This is a genomic window from Parasphingorhabdus sp. (assembly GCF_039968395.1).
In the GTDB taxonomy this organism is placed as follows: Bacteria; Pseudomonadota; Alphaproteobacteria; order Sphingomonadales; family Sphingomonadaceae; genus Parasphingorhabdus.
This window is the reverse complement of sequence record NZ_JBDVPV010000005.1, coordinates 795,201-815,405: the sequence shown is the minus strand read 5'-3', so window position 1 is coordinate 815,405 and position 20,205 is coordinate 795,201. Positions and strand designations below refer to the sequence as shown.

Here is a 20,205-nt window from a genome sequence, read left to right as displayed (position 1 = left end):
TCCTCCCGGACTGGCCGCTATTTTTTTGGCAATAGTAATTGGCCGCCGGTCAGAAGATTGGGTCGTTGGCTCCGTTATCGTCCCCGGCAACGGGTAACGGCGTAACCTCTTCATGGATTCCGCATTCGGTCTTGTCCCATCCGCGCCAACGGCCAGCCCGCGGGTCTTCACCAGGCAGCACTTTGGATGTGCAGGGTGCGCAGCCGACGGAAAGGTAGCCTTGCGCCTCGAGCGGGTGGCGAGGCAAGTCATGTTCTTCAAACCAGGCCTCGAGATCTTCCTTGATCCAGTCCCCAAGCGGATTGATTTTCAGTCGCCCATCCTCAACTTCAAACCGTGGAAGGTTTTGCCTGGTTGATGACTGAAATGCCTTGCGCCCCGAAATCCAGCTATTCAGATTCTCTTTGGCGCGCGCGAGCGGCTCCACTTTGCGAATATCGCAACAACCGTCCGGATCAAACGACCATCTCAGCCCATTTTCATCCTTTTTTGCCAGAACCTCGGCATCAGGTTGGACAATCCGGGTGTTGTTCAATCCGAGTTTTTGAATCAGTGTTTCTCGATATTCCAGGGTTTCGGGAAACATCTTTAACGTATCAACGAACGTTACCGGGATATTGGGATCTGCGGTGGACACCAAATGCAGGAGTACCGCGCTTTCTGTCCCGAAAGATGAAACGACGGCTACTTCTCCCAGTTGATCTTCGGCGAACAATGTCTTCAGCATTTCGGACGCATGCACATCTTTAAAGCGCGCATTGAACATGTCGGCGTCAGCTTGGGTAAAGTCCGGCCGTGCATCGATAATGTCAATTTTTCTCGCAGCCTCACCCATGACGCAACTTCCAGATCGGTGCACGTTGGTCCGTCGTACCCTGGTAGACATTGTCATAGCGCGCGAGCGCCTCTTCCATGACATTGGGATCAATTGGGCTGTCAGGCAGGAATGCGTCAAATCCGCAACGGCGCATATAGCCTATCTGGTCAACCAGAACATCTCCGCTGGCCCGCAGTTCTCCTTTGTAACCGGCTTCGCGCAGGATCTGTGCTGCAGAATAGCCACGACCATCACCGAACACCGGAAAATCTATTTCAACGAGGGAAATCCGGTCCAGGAGAGGGAGCAGTAACCGCGCGTCTTCACCGGCCTCTATCCGAACTGCTGTCGCATTGGACTGATCGAGAAAGGCGTCCAGCGAAACTGCCGGCTCTTCATGGATATCGTCGCGAAATCTGATTGCTTCAACCATAGATAGCCTCCTTGAACCGTGCCATGCCGACACGGCGATACGTGTCAATAAAACGCTCTTCTCCTTCGCGCTCGGCGAGATAGAGATCAGTCACAGTTTCAATGGCATTGATGACGCCATCCTCATCAAATCCCGGTCCGGTGATCTTCGCCAGACTGGTATCTTCCGCCGCGGAACCACCAAGCAGAAGCTGATAGTTTTCCGTGCCTTTTCGATCGACGCCGAGAATTCCGATATGTCCGGCATGGTGGTGGCCACAGGCATTGATGCAGCCAGATATTTTGAGCTTCAATTCGCCCAATTCCCGCTGCCGACCCAGATCAGCAAAGCGTTCGCTGATTTTCTGGGCAAGAGGGATCGAACGGGCATTTGCCAGGCTGCAGTAATCGAGGCCGGGGCAGGCGATACTGTCGGTGATCAAGTCGAGATTGGCCGGTGCCAGTCCAGCTTCATCCAGCTTCTGCCAAAGCGCATAGAGATCGCTTTTCTTGACGTGGGGCAGGACGATATTCTGACTGTGTGTCACCCGCAATTCGTCAAAGCTATACTGTTCCGCCAGATCAGCCATCAAATCAATCTGGTCTGACGAAGCGTCTCCGGGGATACCGCTTTTGGGTTTCAGACTGATTGTTGCAATTGCATATCCATCCTGCTTGTGCGCGACCGTATTCTGGTCAACCCAGAGATTGAAATCAGGATCAGACAAATCCAGTTCATCCGAAGCATTGGTGTCAAATTCAGGGTCTGCAAAAAATTCGGTTATCCGCGCCAGTTCAGCAACCGGCGGATCGATGCCCAGTGTTTTCATATGAGCGAATTCTTCTTCGACCTGGCGGGTATATTCTTCTGCGCCGAGTTCATGGACGAGTATTTTTATCCGCGCCTTGTACTTGTTGTCGCGACGACCATAGCGATTATAAACCCGCAAGCAGGCTTCGGTGTAGCTGATCAATTCGTCCGCCGGAACAAAGTCCCGGATTTCAGGCGCGATCATGGGGGTGCGTCCCATTCCGCCACCGACAAAGAATTTTCCGCCCAGTTCACCATCCCTGCGGACGAGCTGGATGCCGATGTCATGCAGGCGCATGGCGGCCCGGTCTTCTTCACTGGCGATCACCGCAATTTTGAACTTGCGCGGCAGATAGGAGAATTCCGGGTGGAAACTCGACCATTGGCGCAAAATCTCTGCCCACGGGCGCGGATCGGCAATTTCATCCTTGGCGGCACCGGCATATTGATCGGAAGAGATGTTTCTGATGCAATTGCCGCTGGTCTGTATGGCATGCATTTCAACACTCGCCAGATCAGCCAGAAGATCGGGGGCATCTTCAAGCTTTATCCAGTTATACTGGATATTCTGGCGAGTGGTGAAATGGCCGTAATCCCGATCATATTTGCGAGCGATATGACCCAGCATCCGCATCTGTTTGCCATTTAGCGTTCCGTACGGGATGGCAACGCGCAACATATAGGCGTGCAGCTGCAAATACAGGCCGTTCATCAGGCGCAGCGGCTTGAATTGATCTTCAGTCAGGTCTCCCGCGAGGCGTCGTTTCACCTGGTCGCGAAACTCTTCTACGCGGGTATCGACCATTTCTTGGTCATATTGGTCATATTGATACATGTTCAGATCACCCAGTTTCCGGCATCAGGATCAGCCGGTTTTAATGTAAGGTCAGGACGTACGGTCGGGCCCAAGGCGCGGACGCGGTCTTTGATATGTGCGGGGCGGGGGCCATCCTCCGTGTTTTCCGCGTCGATAATATAAGGTGCGTTAACCCGGCGGGCGGCTTCTTCTTCGTGCAATATCCGCTCACCATGTTCACCCACGTCCGCAGCCTGTTCGACATGCCGCGACCAGCCGGTGCCAGTCCACCAGGTGACATCACCTGTTTTAAGATCGTTGCCAGTCAATATCTTCACGCGATTACTCCTGCCAATTGGGCATATTCCTGAAATTTATTCTCTGCATCGCCATAACGTGCGACTTCGCCCACGATCAAAAGGGCGGGGCTTTTCACTTGCTCCCGTTGAACCAGATCACCAAGATCTGTCAGCAAAGTGCGAAGAGCCCGAAAGTCTTCGCGCGTTCCATTTTCCAGAACCGCCACGGGCAGGTCGGGTGAAGCGCCGTCCGCGATCAGTTTTTCGACAATCGCGCCGGCGTTCGCAACACCCATGTAGATGACCAGCGTTCGGCCTTTTCCGGCAAGACCTGACCAGTTTTGATCAGACAGTCCCTTGCATTGCCCGGCAACAAACGAGACCGCGCTCGAAGCATCGCGATGGGTAAGGGGCATTTTGGCTTGAGCTGCGCACCCCATGGCGGCGCTGATGCCTGGAACGATTTCCACGGAAATGCCGCATTCTCTGCAGTCATCAGCTTCTTCGCCGCCGCGACCAAAAATAAAAGGGTCACCGCCCTTGAGGCGCACCACCACATGACCCTTGCGGGCTTCCGCGACGAGAAGCGCGTTAATGTCACCCTGCGCCACGCTATGTTTGGAACGTTGCTTTGCGACTGAAATCCGGCGTGTTTCCGGAGGGGCGAGATCCAGAATTTCGCGACTGACGAGGCCGTCGTGCACTATCACATCTGCATCGGCCAAAAGCCGTGCTGCCTTTAAGGTGAGCAACTCTGGATCGCCGGGGCCGGCTCCGACAAGATAAACGATGCCCTGTCGGGAATTGTCCCGTCCGGATCGTGTTTGCGATAGTTTTGGCTGCTGTTTCATGCTGCTGATATGCTGGGGCACCGGTTTTTTTACAAAGCAGAAGTTTTTTCAGCAGCCTAAGCTAAACTATTGAGCCGGGTCGTCGACTTCGGCAGCATTGACGATATCTTCGTCTTTCAGGCCAACCCCAATCGAGGCTCTGGTTTGCTCCGCCTCCATTGAAACTACCGGGTAAGCGCAGTAGTCTGCTGCGTAATAGGCACTTGGACGATGGTTCCCGGACAGGCCAATGCCTCCAAACGGAGCTTCGGATGAAGCGCCAACGGTCATTTTGTTCCAGTTAACGATTCCGGCCCGGCTTTGCGACCAGAATTGATCATATTCGGTTGCACTTCCGCCGATAAGTGCAGCAGACAGCCCGTAACGCGTATTATTTGCCTCTGCGATGGCCATATCCAGATCCGCGACGCGCACGACCTGCAATATCGGACCAAATAACTCAATATCCGGGCGCTCTTCCAGGCTTGTGACGTCAATAATTCCGGGAGTGAGAAAAGGGCGGTCCGACACGGGCCGTGCCATATGCTTGATTGGTCGTCCACCCGCACTCATCAATGCCAAGAAGCTTTCGGTCAAGCCGTCCGCTGCGTCATTGTCAATAACAGGCCCCATGAACGGCGCCGGGGTACTGAAAGGTTCGTCAATGATAAGGCGATCGGAAATGCGTTTTACTTCTTTGACGACACGGTCGTAAAGTTCGTCTTTGACAATCAGCCTGCTGGCGGCCGAACAGCGTTGACCTGCGCTCAGAAATGCGGATTGCACAACGAGCACCGCTGCGCTGTGAATATCGTCAGTATCCCAGACAACAATTGGATTGTTTCCACCCATTTCTAGCGCAAGTATCTTGTCTGGCCGCGAAGCGAACTGGCGATTCAATGCCACACCCGTTTGGGCTGATCCGGTAAACAACACGCCATCGATATCATCGTTGTTGGTCAGTTTCTTCCCGGTTTCCGGACCGCCATGCAATATGTTGACTACACCGTCGGGTATTCCGACTGCGGAAAAGGCATCGATCAGAAATTGCCCGACAGCGGGCGTTTTTTCGGATGGTTTGAATATTATCGTATTGCCGGCAATCAGCGCGGGAACAATATGTCCATTGGGGAGATGGGCAGGGAAGTTATATGGGCCAAGTACCGCGAGCACACCATGGGGCTTGTGGCGCAAAGCCGTCCGCATTCCCGGTTGGCCGGACAGTTTTCGTTGTGAGGTGCGTTCCGCATAGGCATTGACCGAAATATCCACTTTCTTGATGACAGCTTCGACTTCTGTTCGGGCTTCCCAGACCGGTTTGCCGGTCTCGCGCGCAATGAGCTCGGCGAGTTCATCCGAGTTGCTCCGGATCCGATTGGCATAGCGGCGGACTGATTCAATGCGTTTGGTTAGAGGCAGAGCGGCCCATTGTGGCCAGGCCTCACGTGCCGTGGCTACAACTGCGTCAGCGTCACCGTCCTGGCCTTCCCACAATGTCGCTCCGGTGGCGGGTTCGATAGAAACAAGTTTGGTCAATTAAAGGGTGACTCATTCTGATTTGCGGGACGGAACATACTCTATACTTAAACGGACTTTCTTCCTTATCGTGTACGTCTCCCTGTAACAACTCCAGTGATTGTTCAAGCGGCGTTCTCGTCTGCGCAACTGTCTAGCCAGACCGCAATGCCTTCCCCATATCCCGGATCGCGGCGATTTTTCGATTGAGTGGTTCCCAGTCGTCATCCCCGGCGATGGCGCTCCAGATGGCTTCCACTTCCTCGATACGCATAGAACAGGGCGAGCTACCGGTCCAATAGTCACTGGAGACAACTCGAGATCGAGGATGACCGGAGATAATGTCCTTGAACTCGGTGAATTCATCGCCTTGATATGCGTCATTTCCCTCCGTCACGCCACTACCCCAATCAAAGAAAAACCGGTCGATTGAGACGGTTTTTGCAGAGAGCGCTTTTTCGGCCGCAATGACAAGTGGCTTGTCCTGTTCAAAACTGCGGCTTTCCAGCCCAAGACGCCAACAGAAATGTGAAGCAAAAGCCTCGCCATAGAGTCGCGGGAATTTCTCCAGAATCGCAACCAGCGGATCGCTTTCGCAGATCAGTCGCAACGCGCTCGCCAATTGTGCCAGGTTCCAATGCAGGGCTTCGGGCTGCCGTCCGAAACAGTAAAGTCCTTCATGGTCAAAATAGGCGGCAGTGAATCCAGGCTCCCAATATGGAGTGAAGCGCCATGGCCCGTAATCGAAGCTTTCACCGGTAATATTTATATTGTCGGTGTTAAGTACACCGTGCACAAAACCCGAAGTCATGTAACCCGCAACCAGTCTCGCAGCCTGCGCGGTCACTTTCTCGAACAATTCAATCGCCGGATTGTCGGATTGCTGTCCGCCGAAATAGTGGGTCAGGCAATAGACGACCAGCTTTTTCATCAGGTCCTCGTTGCGTTCAAAGGCGATCCTTTGAAATGTGCCATATCTTATGTGGCTGTGACTCAGCCGGGTCATGACCGCAGAACGGGTCGGGGAAGGTTCGTCACTTCGAAATAATTCTTCGCCGGTTTCAACGAGGGAAAAGGTCTTGGAAGTGTCGACACCAAGAGCTTCCAACATCTCGGTGGCAAGAATTTCGCGTACACCGCCTTTCAAAGTAAGCTTGCCATCTCCGGAGCGACTCCAGGGGGTTGTACCCGTCCCTTTGGTGGCAAGGTCCATCAATCGGTTTTCATGATCGCGAAGCTGTGCAAACAGAAAGCCCCGGCCATCACCGATCTCGGGATTATAATTGCGAAACTGGTGGCCGTGGTAACGCAGCGCCAGCGGCGGATCGAGATTGTCGGGTAATGGATCAAAACGTCCGAAATGATCGACCCAGTTTTTTTTATCCAGTTTTTCCAGACCTACAGAAGCATCCCACACATCATTGCGAAAGCGCAGTTTATGTGCCGGAAATTCAGCAGCTTTTACCGGATCACCAATTTCCGCGCCCAGAGTGGTAATCTGGACATCGGCTCGATAGGAAGAAGAAGTTGCCGGGTCGGCCTGAGGTTTATAGGACATACAGTATCTGTGACCGTTAAACACGGGCACGGCAAGCGAGAACGGGGATGGTTTTGCATATGAATGAAGCTGCAACATTTGAAGACAGGTTCTGGGAGTCCAGTGATGGCCTGAAGCTGCATTGTCGCGACTATCCGGGTGACGACAGGTTGACGCCGATTGTCTGCGTGCCCGGTTTGACCAGAAATGCGCGAGATTTCGCGAATTTGCCAGCGTTGCTGAACCAGCGAAACGAGAGCCGCCGGATGATCATGGCTGACCTGCGTGGTCGCGGTGAAAGTGAATACGCCAAGGACAGCGCCACCTATCATCCCGGAACCTATGTCGCAGATATCATAAAGATGATGGATAAACTTGATCTGCCAGACGCGATTTTCTTTGGAACATCGCTTGGCGGTATCGTCACAATGCTGATCGCTGCGCGGCACCCCGAGTGCATCAAGGGCGCCTTGTTGAACGATATCGGACCAGATGTCGATCAGGAAGGACTGGATCGGATTGGCAGCTATGTGGGGCAGGGGCGGAGCTTTGATACCTGGGCTCATGCCGCGCGGGACATGGCTGCAACGAGTGGCGATATTTTTCCTGATTATGAACTGAATGACTGGATCGCGTTCGTCAAAAGAGTCTACCGCATGAACAGCTCGGGGCGGATCAAACTCGACTATGACATGAAAATTTCGGAACCGTTTGAATCGAAAGGTGGGGGCAGTGCTCCGTTGTGGAAAGCACTGGATGCCATGAAAGAAATTCCTACGTTGATTCTGCGTGGTGAATTATCTGATTTATTCAGCGACATTACGGCTCGCAAGATGATCGACAGGCTCGAGAAAGCGGAACTGGTGACTGTTCCCAGAGTCGGACATGCTCCCACGTTGGAAGAGCCGGCTGCTCTTGACGCCATAGTCGGATTGCTCCAACGCACTGATTGATTTCTCCACCCGAAAAAGCAACTTCATCACCTCATGAGACCAGCGAAAATCCTGCATTTGCATAGCACCTTCAATCTGGGTGGCAAAGAAGCACGCGCCGTTCGGTTGATGAATCATTTTGGACGACATGCCGAACATGTGATCCTGTCTGCGGAACCCGACAGCCTCAGCGCCCGCGATGCCATTGACGCAGATGTAAAAGTGTCCTTTCCGAAGGATGCGCCATCACTGGCCGGCAAGCCTTCTCTCCCGCGATATCGCGAGTTGGTGTCCTATTATCGCCAGTTTGACCTCATCCTGTCCTATAATTGGGGATCGATGGACGGCGTTATGGCAAGAACGCTGTTCACCCGCATTGAGGGGCTTCCGCCGCTTATCCATCATGAGGACGGATTTAACGAAGACGAACACAAAAAACTGAACTGGAAACGCAATCTGTTCCGCAAATTCGCGCTTGGAAGCAGTCAGGCCATAGTGGTACCGTCTGAACGACTGGAGAAGATCGCGACCGATATCTGGAAACAGCCGATACAAAAGGTTCAGCGAATTCCCAACGGCATTGACGTGAAACGTTTCGCTAAAAAGCCCCAGCGCGGCGCTTTGCCTGGGTTCAAAAAGTCCAAGGATGAAATTGTTGTCGGAACCCTGGCCGGTTTGCGATCGGTCAAGAATTTGCCACGTTTGGTCAGGGCATGTGCAGCGGCGGGAGACAATGTCCGGTTGATCATTGTTGGCGAGGGACCGGAAAAGGATGCCATTCAGGCGGAAGCGCGGCGCTGCAATATGGAAGACAGACTGCTCATGCCCGGTTTTCTCCCCGATCCGGCGCGATATGTTGGGTTGTTTGATATCTTCGCCCTGTCTTCGGACAGCGAGCAGTTTCCGATTTCCCTGATCGAGGCAATGTCCGCTGGTTGCCCGGTCGTGGCAACCGATGTTGGTGACATCAGCACGATGGTTTCGCAGGCCAATAAGGGATTTATCAAACCAGCGACTGACGAGAAACAGTTTGCCGAAGCCTTGACCACTCTGGTCCAGCACGCCCAGTTGCGCGAGGATACGGGGCAGCAAAACCGCCTGAAGGCGCAGGCGGAATATAACGAAACCAAGATGTTGGCTCGTTACGCTATTCTTTACGGACACGCGCTTGGACGAAGGAATTTCGGGCCAAAATTATGACGCCCGGAATTGAATTTGAGAATTGAGCGTTTTTACGAGCATTTTGGAGAGGCACTGTCTATATCGGCAGTCGGGGAACACAGGAGACGATATTGTTTAAAGGGGTAAAGCCCATCCAGTATAACGGTCGCGAAGTTTGGCCGTTGATTGAGGGTGGAAAAGGTGTCGCAGCCACAAATCATGCAAGTTCTGGTGCCTGGGCCGCCGCTGGTGGAATCGGTACGGTTTCTGCAGTCAATGCGGACAGTTATGATGATGACGGCAATGTTATCCCGCAAATATATCATGGCAAAACACGCGGTGCACGTCACGACGAGTTGGTTAAATACGCCATTGATGGTGCCGTGGCGCAAGTCAAAAGGGCTTTCGAAATTTCCGATGGCAAGGGCGCCATCAATATCAATGTTCTCTGGGAAATGGGCGGCGCGCAGCAAGTTCTGCACGGTGTGCTGGAACAAACCAAGGGCATGGTTGCCGGTGTGACTTGCGGTGCAGGCATGCCCTACAAGCTGTCAGAAATTGCCCAGCAATATGGTGTAAACTACCTGCCGATCATCAGTTCCGGCCGCGCCTTTCGGGCACTTTGGAAGCGCGCCTATCACAAGGTGTCTGATCTGATGGCAGCCGTGGTGTACGAAGATCCTTGGCTGGCTGGCGGACATAATGGTCTGTCCAACGCCGAAGATCCTCGTAAACCCGAAGATCCATATCCCCGTGTGAAGGCCTTGCGCGATGTGATGCGCGGCGAAGGTATTGCTGACAGTGTACCGATCATCATGGCGGGCGGTGTATGGGCTCTAAAAGACTGGGACAACTGGATCGATAATGATGAACTGGGACAGATTGCCTTTCAGTTTGGTACCCGTCCTTTGCTGACACGGGAAAGCCCCATTCCGGAATCGTGGAAAGGTGAACTGACCAAGATCAAGGAAGGCGATGTACTTCTCCACAAGTTTTCACCTACCGGGTTCTATTCTTCGGCGGTTCGCAACGAATTCCTGCGCAGTCTGGAATCACGGTCGGAACGTCAGATTCCCTATTCCACCGAAAAGGCGGGTGAACATACACATCAACTTGATGTGGGAGTGAAAGGCAAGAATTTCTGGGTTACTCGCAATGATCTGCTGCGGGCACGGGAATGGGATGGTCTCGGGTTTACAATGGCTCTGAAAACGCCAGACAACACGATTATATTTACAACCCCTGCGGAAGCGAAAATGATCCGCAAGGATCAGGCAGACTGCATGGGTTGCCTGTCCCATTGCGGATTCTCGTCATGGAAAGATACGGACAATAACAGCACGGGACGTCTGGCCGATCCGCGTAGCTTCTGTATCCAGAAGAGCCTCCAGGAGATCGTTCACGGCGCACCGGTGGAGGAACATTTGATGTTCGCCGGTCACGGGGCCTATAATTTTGGGAAAGACCCATTCTATTCCAACGGCTTTGTGCCCACGGTCAAACAGTTGGTGGACCGGATTTTAACCGGAGACTAACTTTATTTGCTGTTGTTAACCTCTCGGTACCCATTTTGGTTTATCCAGAAGAAAGGTCGCCAATCGGGGTTGGACAGGCAAATGGCATTAAAATCCACACGGTACAGGAAAGTTGAGCCGGCGGCGTTAAATCGCAGGGCCGTACCGCGTCACAATGTCAAAATCCGCAGGGCTTCTCTCAATCGACCCAATAAAAATGCAATTTCCGCAGATTTGGTAGATATTTCCGTATACGGATGCCGGCTGGAAGCCGACGCCGTGTTCAGCGAAGGTGAAGAAATTCAAGTGAATGTGGCCGCCTTTGATGCCGTGAAAGCGATAGTTGTCTGGCAAAAGGTCAAGCAGGCCGGTTGTCGCTTCACCGATGCACTGGATCCGGAAATATTGCGCCGATTGACTCTGGTCAGCTAATCCATCCAAAATCCGGTATCAATTCCGGTTCTGCACGCCTAGAACAAGCCATCATGCGATCGAGATGGAGGCGGAGCGATGCTGGAACGGATTTGCTGGCTGATACTGGGACTGGTTATCCATCTTCCGCCTTTCATCGCGTTTTTCCGGCCATCGCTACTCACAAGTTTATACTCGGTTGCAGCCGAAGATCCGAATTTTGCGCTGTTGCATCACCGTGCGGCCCTGTTTGGCGTTGTCATGATCGCTTGTGTCTGGGCAGCATTTGATCCCGGAGCACGCCGGTTGGCCTTTGTTTTGACCGCGCTGTCGATGATCAGTTTCCTGATTATCTACGTTGTTTACGGACAGCCGCCATCGTTGAAGACAATAGCAATCGCCGACGGCATCGGCTTGCCCGCCCTCGCTTATGTTGGCTGGAAAGCCTTTTTTGCCTGATCATGGATATTCGTGTGGATGATCTTTCGGGGCGCAGCGTTCAAAACTTGCTGTCAGCACATTTGGCGGGAATGCAAAGCAATTCGCCTCCGGAAAGCGTCAATGCCTTGGATGCGGGCGGCCTGAAGGCTCCGGACATCACTGTTTGGTCTGTCTGGGAGAACCAGGCACTTATGGGCATCGGGGCGCTAAAAGAACTTTCATCTTCTGTCGGCGAGATCAAATCCATGCGCACGGATCCAGCGCATGTGCGCAAGGGTGTTGCCGGGACACTTTTGTTGCACATAATCTCAGTCGCAATGGACCGGGGATATCGGTGCCTTAGTCTTGAAACCGGGTCGGGTACCGAATTTGAGCCTGCGCTGGCGCTATATCGCAAGCATGGTTTTGCAAACGGGATTGCGTTTGGCGGTTACACCGAAACAAGGTTCAACCAGTTTCTGCATCTGAAACTCTAGTTTGTTTTGACGAAAACCTGAACTCAGTCGAGATCCCATGCCCGCTCACCATGGCTGGAGATATCCAGTCCATCGCGCTCGTCATCTTCGTTCACCCGCATCGGCAGGACAAACGAGATACCATAGCCGAGGATCAATGTGGCAACAGCCGACCAGATCGCAACGACCCCAACGCCGATCAACTGTGCGACAAACTGGCTTCCGAACGCCATGTCATCCGCATAGCCCACGCCGCCGAAGCTTTCGCTGACGAATAGCGCCAGGAGAAGACTTCCAAGAATTCCGCCGACACCATGAACCGCAAAGACATCCAGGCTGTCATCGATCTTGAAGCTGTTTTTCACCAGTCCAACAGCGAAGAAGCAGACCATTCCGGCTGCTGCGCCAATGATGATGGAAGCGCCCGGGCCCACAAATCCGGCAGCAGGTGTAATGGTTGCCAATCCCGCAATAGCTCCGGTGGCAACGCCAACAGCCGTCGATTTGCCTACTTTGATGCGTTCGATCAATATCCACATCAATGCGGCAACAGACGCGGCAACATGCGTGTTGATGATCGCTGTGGATGCGTCATCTGTAGCGGTCAGCGCCGAACCGCCGTTAAAGCCAAACCAGCCGACCCAAAGCAAACCAGCACCAGCTACCGTCAACGCAGGACTATGCGGCAGCATGAGAGTTTTTGGCCAGCCGATCCTTTTTCCGATCATGATCGCAGCCACCAGCGCAGACACGCCTGCAGTTGTGTGTACGACAATGCCGCCGGCAAAATCCATAACGCCCAGTCCACTGAGCCAGCCACCACCCCATACCCAGTGGGTTACAGGCGCATAGACGACCAGCAGCCAAAGAGCAGAAAAGGCGACTACCCAGCCGAAACGCGCGCGTTCAACCCATGCGCCGACCATCAGGGCAGGGGTGATGACAGCAAAAGTCATCTGGAACATCGCGAAACTGGACTCGGGAATAGACAGCCCTTCGCGGACATTGCCGAGACCCATTAGCATCCAGTTCAATCCGCCGCCCAAAATGCCATTCGAAACGGGCCCGAATGCCAATGTGTATCCAACCACAACCCACAATACTGAGCAGATCGCGGCCACCGCCATGCATTGCACCAGAACCGACAGGAAGTTTTTGGAGCGCACAAGACCGCCGTAAAACAAGGCCAATCCGGGTAAAGTCATCAGCAATACGAGAGCTGTGGCTGTCAAAATCCAGGCGGTATCTCCGCTGTCGCCAGCCGCTGCGGCAGGATCGAAAGTTTCCTGAGCTCTCGCAGGTATCGCGGTTGCAAGCATTGCGGGCAATGCGATAAAAAATTTACTCAGATATTTCATGAAAATCCCTGCCGTCACAATCTTGTTACGCCATTTGGCACAATCGAATCATTATTTGTCGAATGTCTAGTCGAGTGCGTCAACGGACTCAACCGTCAAGCGGGGAGGGTAGTCAGATCCAGCCGTCGAGCACCTGATCCGGCGGTCGGTGTCCATCAGCCCACACTCTGATATTTGCCGTGACCCGTTCTCCCGATGCTTCGCGGCCTTCAAAGGTCGCGCTGCCCATATGCGGAAGCAGGACAACATTTTTGAGATCGAGCAATCGATCATCGACTTTTGGTTCTTGTGTGTAAACATCAAGACCTGCGCCGCTGATAGTTTCTGCTTGCAGGGCCTTGATCAGCGCGTCCTCTTCAATGAGGTCTCCGCGCGCGGTATTGATCAGATAGGTAGATGGTTTCATCATCGCGATACGCTTCGCATTGATCATCTCGTGCGTTTCATCGGTATGGGGGCAATGAAGTGAAATGATGTCACTGCCGCCGATCAACTCCTCGAGGTCGCTGACAAAAGTGGCGTTTACGGATTCCTCGACCGCTGGCGGCAACTGGCGGCGATTGTGATAGATGATCGACATGCCAAAGCCCGAGGCTCTGCGTGCAACAGCCTGACCGATGCGGCCCATGCCGATGATTCCAAGTTTCTTGCCGCCAATGCAATGGCCAAGCATTCCGGATGGTTTCCATCCTTCCCATTTTCCGGACCGCATCAGTTTTTCACCCTCTGCGAGACGGCGAGGAACTGACAGGATGAGGGCCATTGTCATATCGGCTGTATCTTCGGTAAACACACCCGGCGTATTGGTGACCATGATCTTGCGCGCTCGTGCGGCTGCGAGGTCGATATGATCCACACCAGCGCCAAAGCTGGCAATGAGCTTCAATCGGTCCGGTGCATTCTGGATCATTTCAGCATCGATCCGGTCCGTAACAGTAGGAACCAGGACATCGCAGTCCGCCATCGCCGCGATCAGATCGTCGCGGGAAAACTCTTTGTCAGTCAGATTGGGAACGACATCGAAAAGCTCTGCCATCCGGTCGTGAACGGCATCGGCCAATTCACGGGTAATGATGACGCGGGGTTTCAACGGGCGAGCAGAATCTGGCATATGGATTTTGCTATGCCTGAATTTTACATCAGGTCAAGCAGGCGACGCTTGAAGAATGCAGTGATTTCGGTCTAGAGACAATATCTGCGGGGAAACAGCTTCTACGGTTTGTAATGCGTATCATTATCCTATCAGTCTCAATATTGCTTGCAGCGTTGGCCAGCCCGGCTTTGGCGCAGCAACAACCTCCCTATTGGGCGTCGATAGATGAACCCGAAGCCCGCATGCGAACCGGCCCCAGCACGGAATATCCGACAATGTGGATATACAAGCGTGAACGTCTGCCGATCAAGATCCTGGCACGGTACAAGGCATGGCGAAAAGTAGAGGACCACGATGGTGCTCAAGGATGGATGCATGCGCGCTTGCTGAGTGCGTCACGAACTGCTTTGATTATTGGTGAACAGCCACAGGCACTTCGTTCCAAGCCGAAAGCCGACGCCCGGGTGACGTGGCGCGTGCAACCGGGCGTCGTTGGAAAGATCTCGCAATGCGAAAACGGATGGTGTCTTTTCGATGTGCGCGGACGGCTAGGTTATGTCGCGTTTGATGATATCTGGGGCGATGAACCGCTCAAATAGCGGTCCCGGCGCCGGACTTACAGCTAGTCGATCATTTCAATCGCAACCGCAGTGGCTTCGCCGCCGCCTATACAAAGAGCCGCAACGCCTTTTTTCAGGCCCCGCTTTTTCAAAGCCGCAACCAGCGTGACCATGATCCGTGCACCGCTGGCACCGATCGGGTGACCCAGTGCGGTGGCGCCGCCGTTCACGTTCAATTTGTCGCGCGTAATGCCGATATCCTGCATCGCAAACATCGCAACACAGGCAAATGCCTCGTTGACTTCCCAAAGATCGACTTCACTGACTTCCCAACCGGCTTTTTCGAGAACCTTCTGGATTGCACTGACGGGCGCCGTAGTGAATTTTGCCGGAGCATGGGCATGTGCGGAGTGAGCGACGATACGGGCTTCTGATTTCAATCCCTTGGCTTCGGCGACGCTCGCGCGTGTCAGCACCATCGCAGCCGCGCCGTCCGAGATTGAGGATGCATTGGCTGCGGTAATGGTTCCGTCCTTTGCAAATGCAGGGCGCAATTGCGGTATTTTGTCAGGATTGCCTTTCAGAGGCTGTTCGTCCTTGTCGACGACGACGCTGCCCTTGCGCGTTTTATATTCCACAGGAACGACTTCCGCATCGAACTCGTCACCCTCGACAGCGGCTTTCGCGCGCGCCAGTGATTCGATCGCATATTCATCCTGCGCTTCGCGTGTCAGCTGATATTCGGTAGCGGTCTCTTCCGCAAAACTTCCCATTGCACGTCCTGATTCATAGGCATCCTCGAGACCATCGAAAAACATGTGATCAATAACCCGGTCATGGCCAAGCCGGGCACCGCCGCGGTGTTTGGGCAACAGATAGGGAGCGTTTGTCATGCTTTCCATCCCGCCGGTGACGATCATGTCGACCGATCCCGCTGCCAGAGCTTCCGCGCCCATGATCGCGGTCTGCATGCCCGAGCCACACATTTTGTTGACCGTCGTGGCTTCCACGGATTCTGGCAGTCCGCCCAATATCGCTGCTTGCCGGGCAGGGGCCTGGCCCTGACCGGCCGACAGGACATTGCCCATATAGATGCGCTCAACATCCGCTCCATCAATTCCGGCACGCTCAACTGCTGCTCGGACGGCGACTGCGCCCAGGTCCGGCGCACTGACTTCTCCGAGTGCTCCCAGCATTCCTCCCATTGGTGTTCTGGCGTAGGAAAGAATGACAATAGGATCCGGTGTAGTCATGGCTGGGCCTTTCAATTTTTGCAGGGCGGGTGTTCTGCTTCCGCTGTTGTGGCTGTCACATAAGCTCCATGGAGAGCCATTTCAATCATTGCATTGAACATCACGCTCCGTCGTGCCAATCGGAATGTGTTTCACATGATCGGAGTCAGACTTGCCACCATTCGCATTTCCACTTGCCGGTATCGTGGCCGGTTTGATCATCGGCAGCTTTATGGCGACAATTTCGGTGCGATGGCCGCAAGGCATCTCCGTTGTAAACGGGAGATCCCACTGTGATATTTGTGATCGCGAGTTACGGTATTTCGAACTAATTCCCTTGCTCAGCTATGTTTTTCAGTCGGGCAAATGCAGGGAATGTGAAAGCCCGATTAATCCCGAACATCCGGCGATTGAACTGGCCGCCGCTGTCATTGGCGGGGTCGCTTTATTTGTAGCGCCGAGCCTGACTGGTGTGGTTGGTGCAATATTTGGATGGCAATTGCTCCTGTTGGCTGTCCTGGACGTCAAACATCATTGGCTCCCCGACAAGCTGACATACATGCTGATCATTTCCGGTGTTCTGGCGGCATTGGCCCTTGATGTCCCGGATTTTGGAGACCGGATAATCGGAGGGGTCGCGGGTTTTGGCTCTCTGTTCGTGATTGCTGTTACTTACAAATATATCCGGAAAAGAGATGGCCTGGGTGCAGGTGACGCAAAACTGCTTGCCGGTATCGGTTGCTGGCTTGGCTGGATGGTTCTGCCCCTGGTGGTGTTGATGGCCAGCCTTGTCGGAATTGTCGCTGCCACACTTTTGCTTATGCGGCAGAGGAAAGTGCTGGCGGACACGGCACTTCCGTTCGGGAGTTACCTTGCGATTGCTGCTTTTCCGATATGGGTTTTGGGCAACGCCATGCCCGTGGAGAGGGTTATTCAGGGTCTGGTCTGGTAAAAGCCATTGCATGGCAGATTAGTCTTCGCTAAAAGAGCGTCGATTTTGCAATCGCCAGTCTGCGGCGATGCGATTTGGCCCCTGTGGTGGAATTGGTAGACGCGCTGCACTCAAAATTGAGTTCTACCTTAAAAAATTAGCCAAAAACCCTTTAATACCAACGGTTTGAGCAAGGACGAGACTTCCAAAAAGACTTACACATGTCTTACACATTTTGGAGTTTCGTTATGACAGCTGAAAGCTACGCTCTGATGGATGGCGCGCTTCACGTTTATCGACGTGAGAATAGTCGCTTCTGGCAATGCTCAACCTATCTGGGCAGTCGCAATCACCGGCAGACAACTAAAGAGATGAGCCTCGCTGCGGCCAAGGATTTCGCGCGCGACTGGTATATGGAAAAATGCGTAGAGGATCGCCAACGCAGACGCGGCGGACTTCCCTTGTTGGCCAATCCTGTCCAGCCACACATCCCCGAACCTATACCAGTGGCCGATGGTCGATTACGCCAAAAGTCAAAGGGTCCTACTTTCGAGGATGCCACCAAAGCTTTTCTCGATGAGTTCGAGGTTATTACCCAAGGCGAACGCAATGAGGGGTATGTAGAATCAAAGTCTATCCATGTTCGCGTTCACCTTTTGCCATTCTTTGGCGACACAGCGCTTGAAGACATTAACGCGGGCAAGGTGCAGGACTATCGCGTTCACCGCCAGACATCCCGCCTCGACGCTAAAACCGGCAAGCCGAAGAAACCGGCCCGCGCGACCTTACACGGCGAGATTGTCACGCTCCGTCAGGTATTGAAAACCGCCAATCGTAAGGGCTGGATTTCCGCAATCCCGGATATGTCTGCGCCATATAAGACATCGGGCAAGCTGGAGCATCGCGCTTGGTTTTCGCCCGAGGAATATAGATTACTTTACGAAGCTACACGCGAACGGGCCAAGAATCCTCCCAAGCCGCGCTGGCGCGAAGTCTGTGAGACTTTTCACGACTATGTTCTGTTCATGGGAAACACGGGGCTTCGCCCCGATGAGTCGGCACGGATTCAGCTGCGCGACGTTAAGATCGTCGATGATGAATCGACCGGCGAGCGCATACTGGAGATCGAGGTGCGCGGAAAACGGGGTGTCGGTTTCTGCAAATCGATGCCCGGCGCAATTCTGCCCTTCGAGCGCGTCCGCGATCGCAAGGAGCTCAAACCGACAGACCCGATATTCGGGAAGACGCCCCGCGAACTGATGAATACCGTGCTGGACGAGCTCAATATGAAATTCGACCGTGATGGGCATGTCCGCACCTGTTACAGTTTGCGGCATACCTACATCTGCCTTCGACTGCTCGAAGGAGCAGATATTTATCAGGTCGCCAAAAACTGCCGCACCAGCGTCGAAATGATTGAGAAATATTATGGACGGCATTTGAAGAACAACATCGATGCTTCGGCAGTCAATGTTCGCAAAGCTCGGCCTAAGGCAGTTGCTGCCTCAAAGAAGTCTATGAAGCCAAAGGCATAATTTGCGTTCTTAATATTTTTCGTTGCGTCTCACGACGGCGGCGTTATATGCCTCTCACAACGCGGGCGTGGTGGAATTGGTAGACGCGCGGGATTCAAAATCCCGTTCCGCAAGGAGTGTGGGTTCGATTCCCACCGCCCGCACCATCTAAATTAGCAGGCTCCGATAAGCCCACCGCACGGTGGGCAGGAGCCTGCATTAGCGGATCGCATGGGGACGCACGTCCCACGCTCCGCTTTCGCGAAATGACAATCGAACGGTATTGTCATGTTGGCCTTGGAAATCCCGGACGGGATTTGGCCATCGCTGCTATCTGCTTAAACTCTCCGAGAGATGCCCAACTATTTCAAGAATAAGTGCGATAAATTCGCATAGCGCTCAAGCCTGTTTGCTCAATGCAGCAATCAGGCTGCTGATCGCTTTATTTGCTTGTGCGTGGTTCGAAAACCTACCGAAGCTGAACCGAATACACTCTGAGGCAAACTGGCGATCATACCCCATGGCTCGCAGAACATGGGATGGTTCGATTGAGCCTGAAGCGCACGCTGACTGAGTTGAAGCAGCAATTTGGGGTTGTAATCGAGCTAGAAGGTCTGATGCGTCTTGACCTGGAAACTGCATAAGAGCATTCCCGGGGTGTCGATTTTCGAGTGTGCCGACTAAATGGGCAATCTGCTTTTCTTCGAGCGTCTTGACAAAATGATTGCGGATTTTGGCAATTGTTATGCGCTCTTCTGTTCCGGTATCCATCACGATCTGACAAGCCTCACCAAAGCCGATAATGAGTTCTGTTGGCAGGGTGCCACCACGCAAGCCATTTTGCTGGCCCGCACCAAATATGACAGGCTCTATGTGTTGATACATGCCTGGAGCAGCTAATAAAGCTCCTACTCCTTTCGGCCCATAAAGCTTGTGCGCGGAGATTGTTGCGAAGGCGATGTTGAGCTCAAGCAGGTCAACATCCAAAGCTACTGGGGCCTGCGCTAGATCGACATGAAGCGGAACATTGCTTGACTCACAGATATTCGAAATGGTCTCGAGATCCGCTATGGCACCGTTTTCATTGTTCACTCCTATGACTGATACCAAAGCCGTAGCATCGTTTATAATGGCCTTAAGTTGATAAGGATCGGGTGCGCCGCGCTCATCAAGTGGTATATGGCGCAGGGAAAGGCTACCTCGTTCAGCTTCTTTTTGAATAGAGCTGTGATCTGCCGCACCAATTAGAATATCTGTACGAGAAGAGCGCAATGCCATCGCTTCTGCTGTGCGAACGACCATCGCATTCGCTTCACTCGCGCATGAGGTGAAAATTACGTCATCTCCTTGAAGTTCAAAGAGATTTGCCACTTTCTTGGCTGCCGATTCGATGGCATCTGCTGCGCGCCATCCAAGCGCATGATCGGCGGCGTGCGGGTTTGCAAAAAGAGTCGAAGATGCCGCATAGATTGTTTGCAGGACACGTTCATCAATAGGCGTCGAGGCCTGATAATCGAGATAGATAGAATCGCCAACTTGCATAGTAGTTCAATACTGGACGTACGATCCAGTTTCCACTAGAAACCC

The 20,205-nt window shown here is 53.4% G+C and carries 20 protein-coding genes and 1 tRNA gene; 10 read left to right on the top strand and 11 right to left on the bottom strand.

All coding sequences use genetic code 11. From position 1 onward, the window contains the following. Nucleotides 1–49 precede the first annotated feature (49 nt). The 7 genes from ABJI30_RS14650 to ABJI30_RS14620 form a co-directional block, all read right to left on the bottom strand. Nucleotides 50–835: a phosphoadenylyl-sulfate reductase gene (locus ABJI30_RS14650; RefSeq protein ID WP_348017425.1), complete on the bottom strand. Its 786-nt coding sequence runs from the start codon at nt 833–835 to the stop codon at nt 50–52. Next, nucleotides 828–1,250, bottom strand: coding sequence for a DUF934 domain-containing protein (locus ABJI30_RS14645; RefSeq protein ID WP_348017424.1), 423 nt, complete (start codon nt 1,248–1,250; stop codon nt 828–830). The genes ABJI30_RS14650 and ABJI30_RS14645 overlap by 8 nt, the downstream gene beginning before the upstream one ends. Next, nucleotides 1,243–2,874 (bottom strand): nitrite/sulfite reductase, encoded by a 1,632-nt coding sequence (locus ABJI30_RS14640; RefSeq protein WP_348017423.1) that lies wholly within the window; start codon nt 2,872–2,874, stop codon nt 1,243–1,245. The genes ABJI30_RS14645 and ABJI30_RS14640 overlap by 8 nt, the downstream gene beginning before the upstream one ends. 2 nt (nt 2,875–2,876) lie before the next feature. Then, nucleotides 2,877–3,173 carry a DUF2849 domain-containing protein gene (locus ABJI30_RS14635; RefSeq protein ID WP_348017422.1) on the bottom strand — a complete coding sequence of 99 codons (297 nt, stop codon included), beginning with the start codon at nt 3,171–3,173 and terminating at the stop codon, nt 2,877–2,879. Next, a complete protein-coding gene (gene cobA / locus ABJI30_RS14630; protein ID WP_348017421.1) occupies nt 3,170–3,985 on the bottom strand; it encodes a uroporphyrinogen-III C-methyltransferase in 816 nt (271 codons plus the stop codon). Before cobA ends, ABJI30_RS14635 begins: the two co-directional genes overlap by 4 nt. A 66-nt stretch (nt 3,986–4,051) precedes the next feature. Next, nucleotides 4,052–5,500: a succinylglutamate-semialdehyde dehydrogenase gene (gene astD / locus ABJI30_RS14625; RefSeq protein ID WP_348017420.1), complete on the bottom strand. Its 1,449-nt coding sequence runs from the start codon at nt 5,498–5,500 to the stop codon at nt 4,052–4,054. A 133-nt stretch (nt 5,501–5,633) separates the two neighbouring features. Then, entirely contained in the window at nt 5,634–7,037 is a 1,404-nt protein-coding gene (locus ABJI30_RS14620) for a protein adenylyltransferase SelO family protein (protein ID WP_348017419.1), read from the bottom strand. Nucleotides 7,038–7,096: 59 nt separating this feature from the next. On the opposite strand from ABJI30_RS14620, the gene ABJI30_RS14615 reads away from it, so the two are divergent. The 6 genes from ABJI30_RS14615 (at nt 7,097) to ABJI30_RS14590 (ending at nt 11,951) form a co-directional block, all read left to right on the top strand. Continuing rightward, complete coding sequence (locus ABJI30_RS14615; protein ID WP_348017418.1) at nt 7,097–7,969, top strand: alpha/beta hydrolase; 873 nt, start codon at nt 7,097–7,099, stop codon at nt 7,967–7,969. A 33-nt stretch (nt 7,970–8,002) separates the two neighbouring features. Next, entirely contained in the window at nt 8,003–9,148 is a 1,146-nt protein-coding gene (locus tag ABJI30_RS14610; protein WP_348017417.1) for a glycosyltransferase family 4 protein, read from the top strand. Between the two features lie 92 nt (nt 9,149–9,240). After that, a complete protein-coding gene (locus tag ABJI30_RS14605) occupies nt 9,241–10,644 on the top strand; it encodes a nitronate monooxygenase (protein WP_348017416.1) in 1,404 nt (467 codons plus the stop codon). A gap of 81 nt (nt 10,645–10,725) precedes the next feature. Further along, nucleotides 10,726–11,055, top strand: coding sequence for a PilZ domain-containing protein (locus ABJI30_RS14600; RefSeq protein ID WP_348017415.1), 330 nt, complete (start codon nt 10,726–10,728; stop codon nt 11,053–11,055). A 78-nt stretch (nt 11,056–11,133) separates the two neighbouring features. Further along, entirely contained in the window at nt 11,134–11,493 is a 360-nt protein-coding gene (locus tag ABJI30_RS14595; protein WP_348017414.1) for a hypothetical protein, read from the top strand. Nucleotides 11,494–11,564: 71 nt separating this feature from the next. After that, entirely contained in the window at nt 11,565–11,951 is a 387-nt protein-coding gene (locus ABJI30_RS14590) for a GNAT family N-acetyltransferase (RefSeq protein WP_348074388.1), read from the top strand. 23 nt (nt 11,952–11,974) lie between these two features. On the opposite strand, the gene ABJI30_RS14585 is transcribed toward ABJI30_RS14590, so the two are convergent. Then, nucleotides 11,975–13,288 carry an ammonium transporter gene (locus tag ABJI30_RS14585; protein ID WP_348017412.1) on the bottom strand — a complete coding sequence of 438 codons (1,314 nt, stop codon included), beginning with the start codon at nt 13,286–13,288 and terminating at the stop codon, nt 11,975–11,977. 112 nt (nt 13,289–13,400) lie between these two features. Next, complete coding sequence (locus ABJI30_RS14580) at nt 13,401–14,399, bottom strand: D-glycerate dehydrogenase (RefSeq protein ID WP_348017411.1); 999 nt, start codon at nt 14,397–14,399, stop codon at nt 13,401–13,403. Between the two features lie 113 nt (nt 14,400–14,512). Here ABJI30_RS14580 and ABJI30_RS14575 point away from each other — a divergent pair, with 113 nt between their 5' ends. Continuing rightward, entirely contained in the window at nt 14,513–14,980 is a 468-nt protein-coding gene (locus tag ABJI30_RS14575) for an SH3 domain-containing protein (protein ID WP_348017410.1), read from the top strand. Nucleotides 14,981–15,003: 23 nt separating this feature from the next. Here ABJI30_RS14575 and ABJI30_RS14570 read toward each other — a convergent pair whose 3' ends face one another. After that, complete coding sequence (locus tag ABJI30_RS14570) at nt 15,004–16,194, bottom strand: acetyl-CoA C-acyltransferase (RefSeq protein ID WP_348017409.1); 1,191 nt, start codon at nt 16,192–16,194, stop codon at nt 15,004–15,006. A 151-nt stretch (nt 16,195–16,345) separates the two neighbouring features. Between ABJI30_RS14570 and ABJI30_RS14565 the strand changes: the two genes are divergently transcribed. From ABJI30_RS14565 to ABJI30_RS14555, 3 genes are all read left to right on the top strand, one after another. Next, nucleotides 16,346–17,125 carry an A24 family peptidase gene (locus tag ABJI30_RS14565; RefSeq protein ID WP_348017408.1) on the top strand — a complete coding sequence of 260 codons (780 nt, stop codon included), beginning with the start codon at nt 16,346–16,348 and terminating at the stop codon, nt 17,123–17,125. A gap of 251 nt (nt 17,126–17,376) precedes the next feature. Further along, nucleotides 17,377–18,639 (top strand): site-specific integrase, encoded by a 1,263-nt coding sequence (locus ABJI30_RS14560; protein WP_348017407.1) that lies wholly within the window; start codon nt 17,377–17,379, stop codon nt 18,637–18,639. A gap of 61 nt (nt 18,640–18,700) precedes the next feature. Then, a tRNA-Leu gene (locus ABJI30_RS14555) sits at nt 18,701–18,785 on the top strand. Between the two features lie 232 nt (nt 18,786–19,017). On the opposite strand, the gene ABJI30_RS14550 is transcribed toward ABJI30_RS14555, so the two are convergent. Beyond that, nucleotides 19,018–20,160 (bottom strand): cysteine desulfurase family protein, encoded by a 1,143-nt coding sequence (locus tag ABJI30_RS14550; protein WP_348017406.1) that lies wholly within the window; start codon nt 20,158–20,160, stop codon nt 19,018–19,020. Between the last annotated feature and the right edge of the window lie 45 nt (nt 20,161–20,205).

Bases quoted from the DNA above. Each gene is read 5' to 3' on its own strand.
- ABJI30_RS14650 (WP_348017425.1), bottom strand. From the start codon at position 835: ATGGGTGAGGCTGCGAGAAAAATTGACATTATCGATGCACGGCCGGAC.
- ABJI30_RS14645 (WP_348017424.1), bottom strand. From the start codon at position 1,250: ATGGTTGAAGCAATCAGATTTCGCGACGATATCCATGAAGAGCCGGCA.
- ABJI30_RS14640 (WP_348017423.1), bottom strand. From the start codon at position 2,874: ATGTATCAATATGACCAATATGACCAAGAAATGGTCGATACCCGCGTA.
- cobA (WP_348017421.1), bottom strand. From the start codon at position 3,985: ATGAAACAGCAGCCAAAACTATCGCAAACACGATCCGGACGGGACAAT.
- ABJI30_RS14620 (WP_348017419.1), bottom strand. From the start codon at position 7,037: ATGTCCTATAAACCTCAGGCCGACCCGGCAACTTCTTCTTCCTATCGA.
- ABJI30_RS14615 (WP_348017418.1), top strand. From the start codon at position 7,097: ATGAATGAAGCTGCAACATTTGAAGACAGGTTCTGGGAGTCCAGTGAT.
- ABJI30_RS14610 (WP_348017417.1), top strand. From the start codon at position 8,003: ATGAGACCAGCGAAAATCCTGCATTTGCATAGCACCTTCAATCTGGGT.
- ABJI30_RS14600 (WP_348017415.1), top strand. From the start codon at position 10,726: ATGGCATTAAAATCCACACGGTACAGGAAAGTTGAGCCGGCGGCGTTA.
- ABJI30_RS14595 (WP_348017414.1), top strand. From the start codon at position 11,134: ATGCTGGAACGGATTTGCTGGCTGATACTGGGACTGGTTATCCATCTT.
- ABJI30_RS14590 (WP_348074388.1), top strand. From the start codon at position 11,565: ATGCAAAGCAATTCGCCTCCGGAAAGCGTCAATGCCTTGGATGCGGGC.
- ABJI30_RS14585 (WP_348017412.1), bottom strand. From the start codon at position 13,288: ATGAAATATCTGAGTAAATTTTTTATCGCATTGCCCGCAATGCTTGCA.
- ABJI30_RS14580 (WP_348017411.1), bottom strand. From the start codon at position 14,399: ATGCCAGATTCTGCTCGCCCGTTGAAACCCCGCGTCATCATTACCCGT.
- ABJI30_RS14575 (WP_348017410.1), top strand. From the start codon at position 14,513: ATGCGTATCATTATCCTATCAGTCTCAATATTGCTTGCAGCGTTGGCC.
- ABJI30_RS14570 (WP_348017409.1), bottom strand. From the start codon at position 16,194: ATGACTACACCGGATCCTATTGTCATTCTTTCCTACGCCAGAACACCA.
- ABJI30_RS14560 (WP_348017407.1), top strand. From the start codon at position 17,377: ATGGATGGCGCGCTTCACGTTTATCGACGTGAGAATAGTCGCTTCTGG.
- ABJI30_RS14550 (WP_348017406.1), bottom strand. From the start codon at position 20,160: ATGCAAGTTGGCGATTCTATCTATCTCGATTATCAGGCCTCGACGCCT.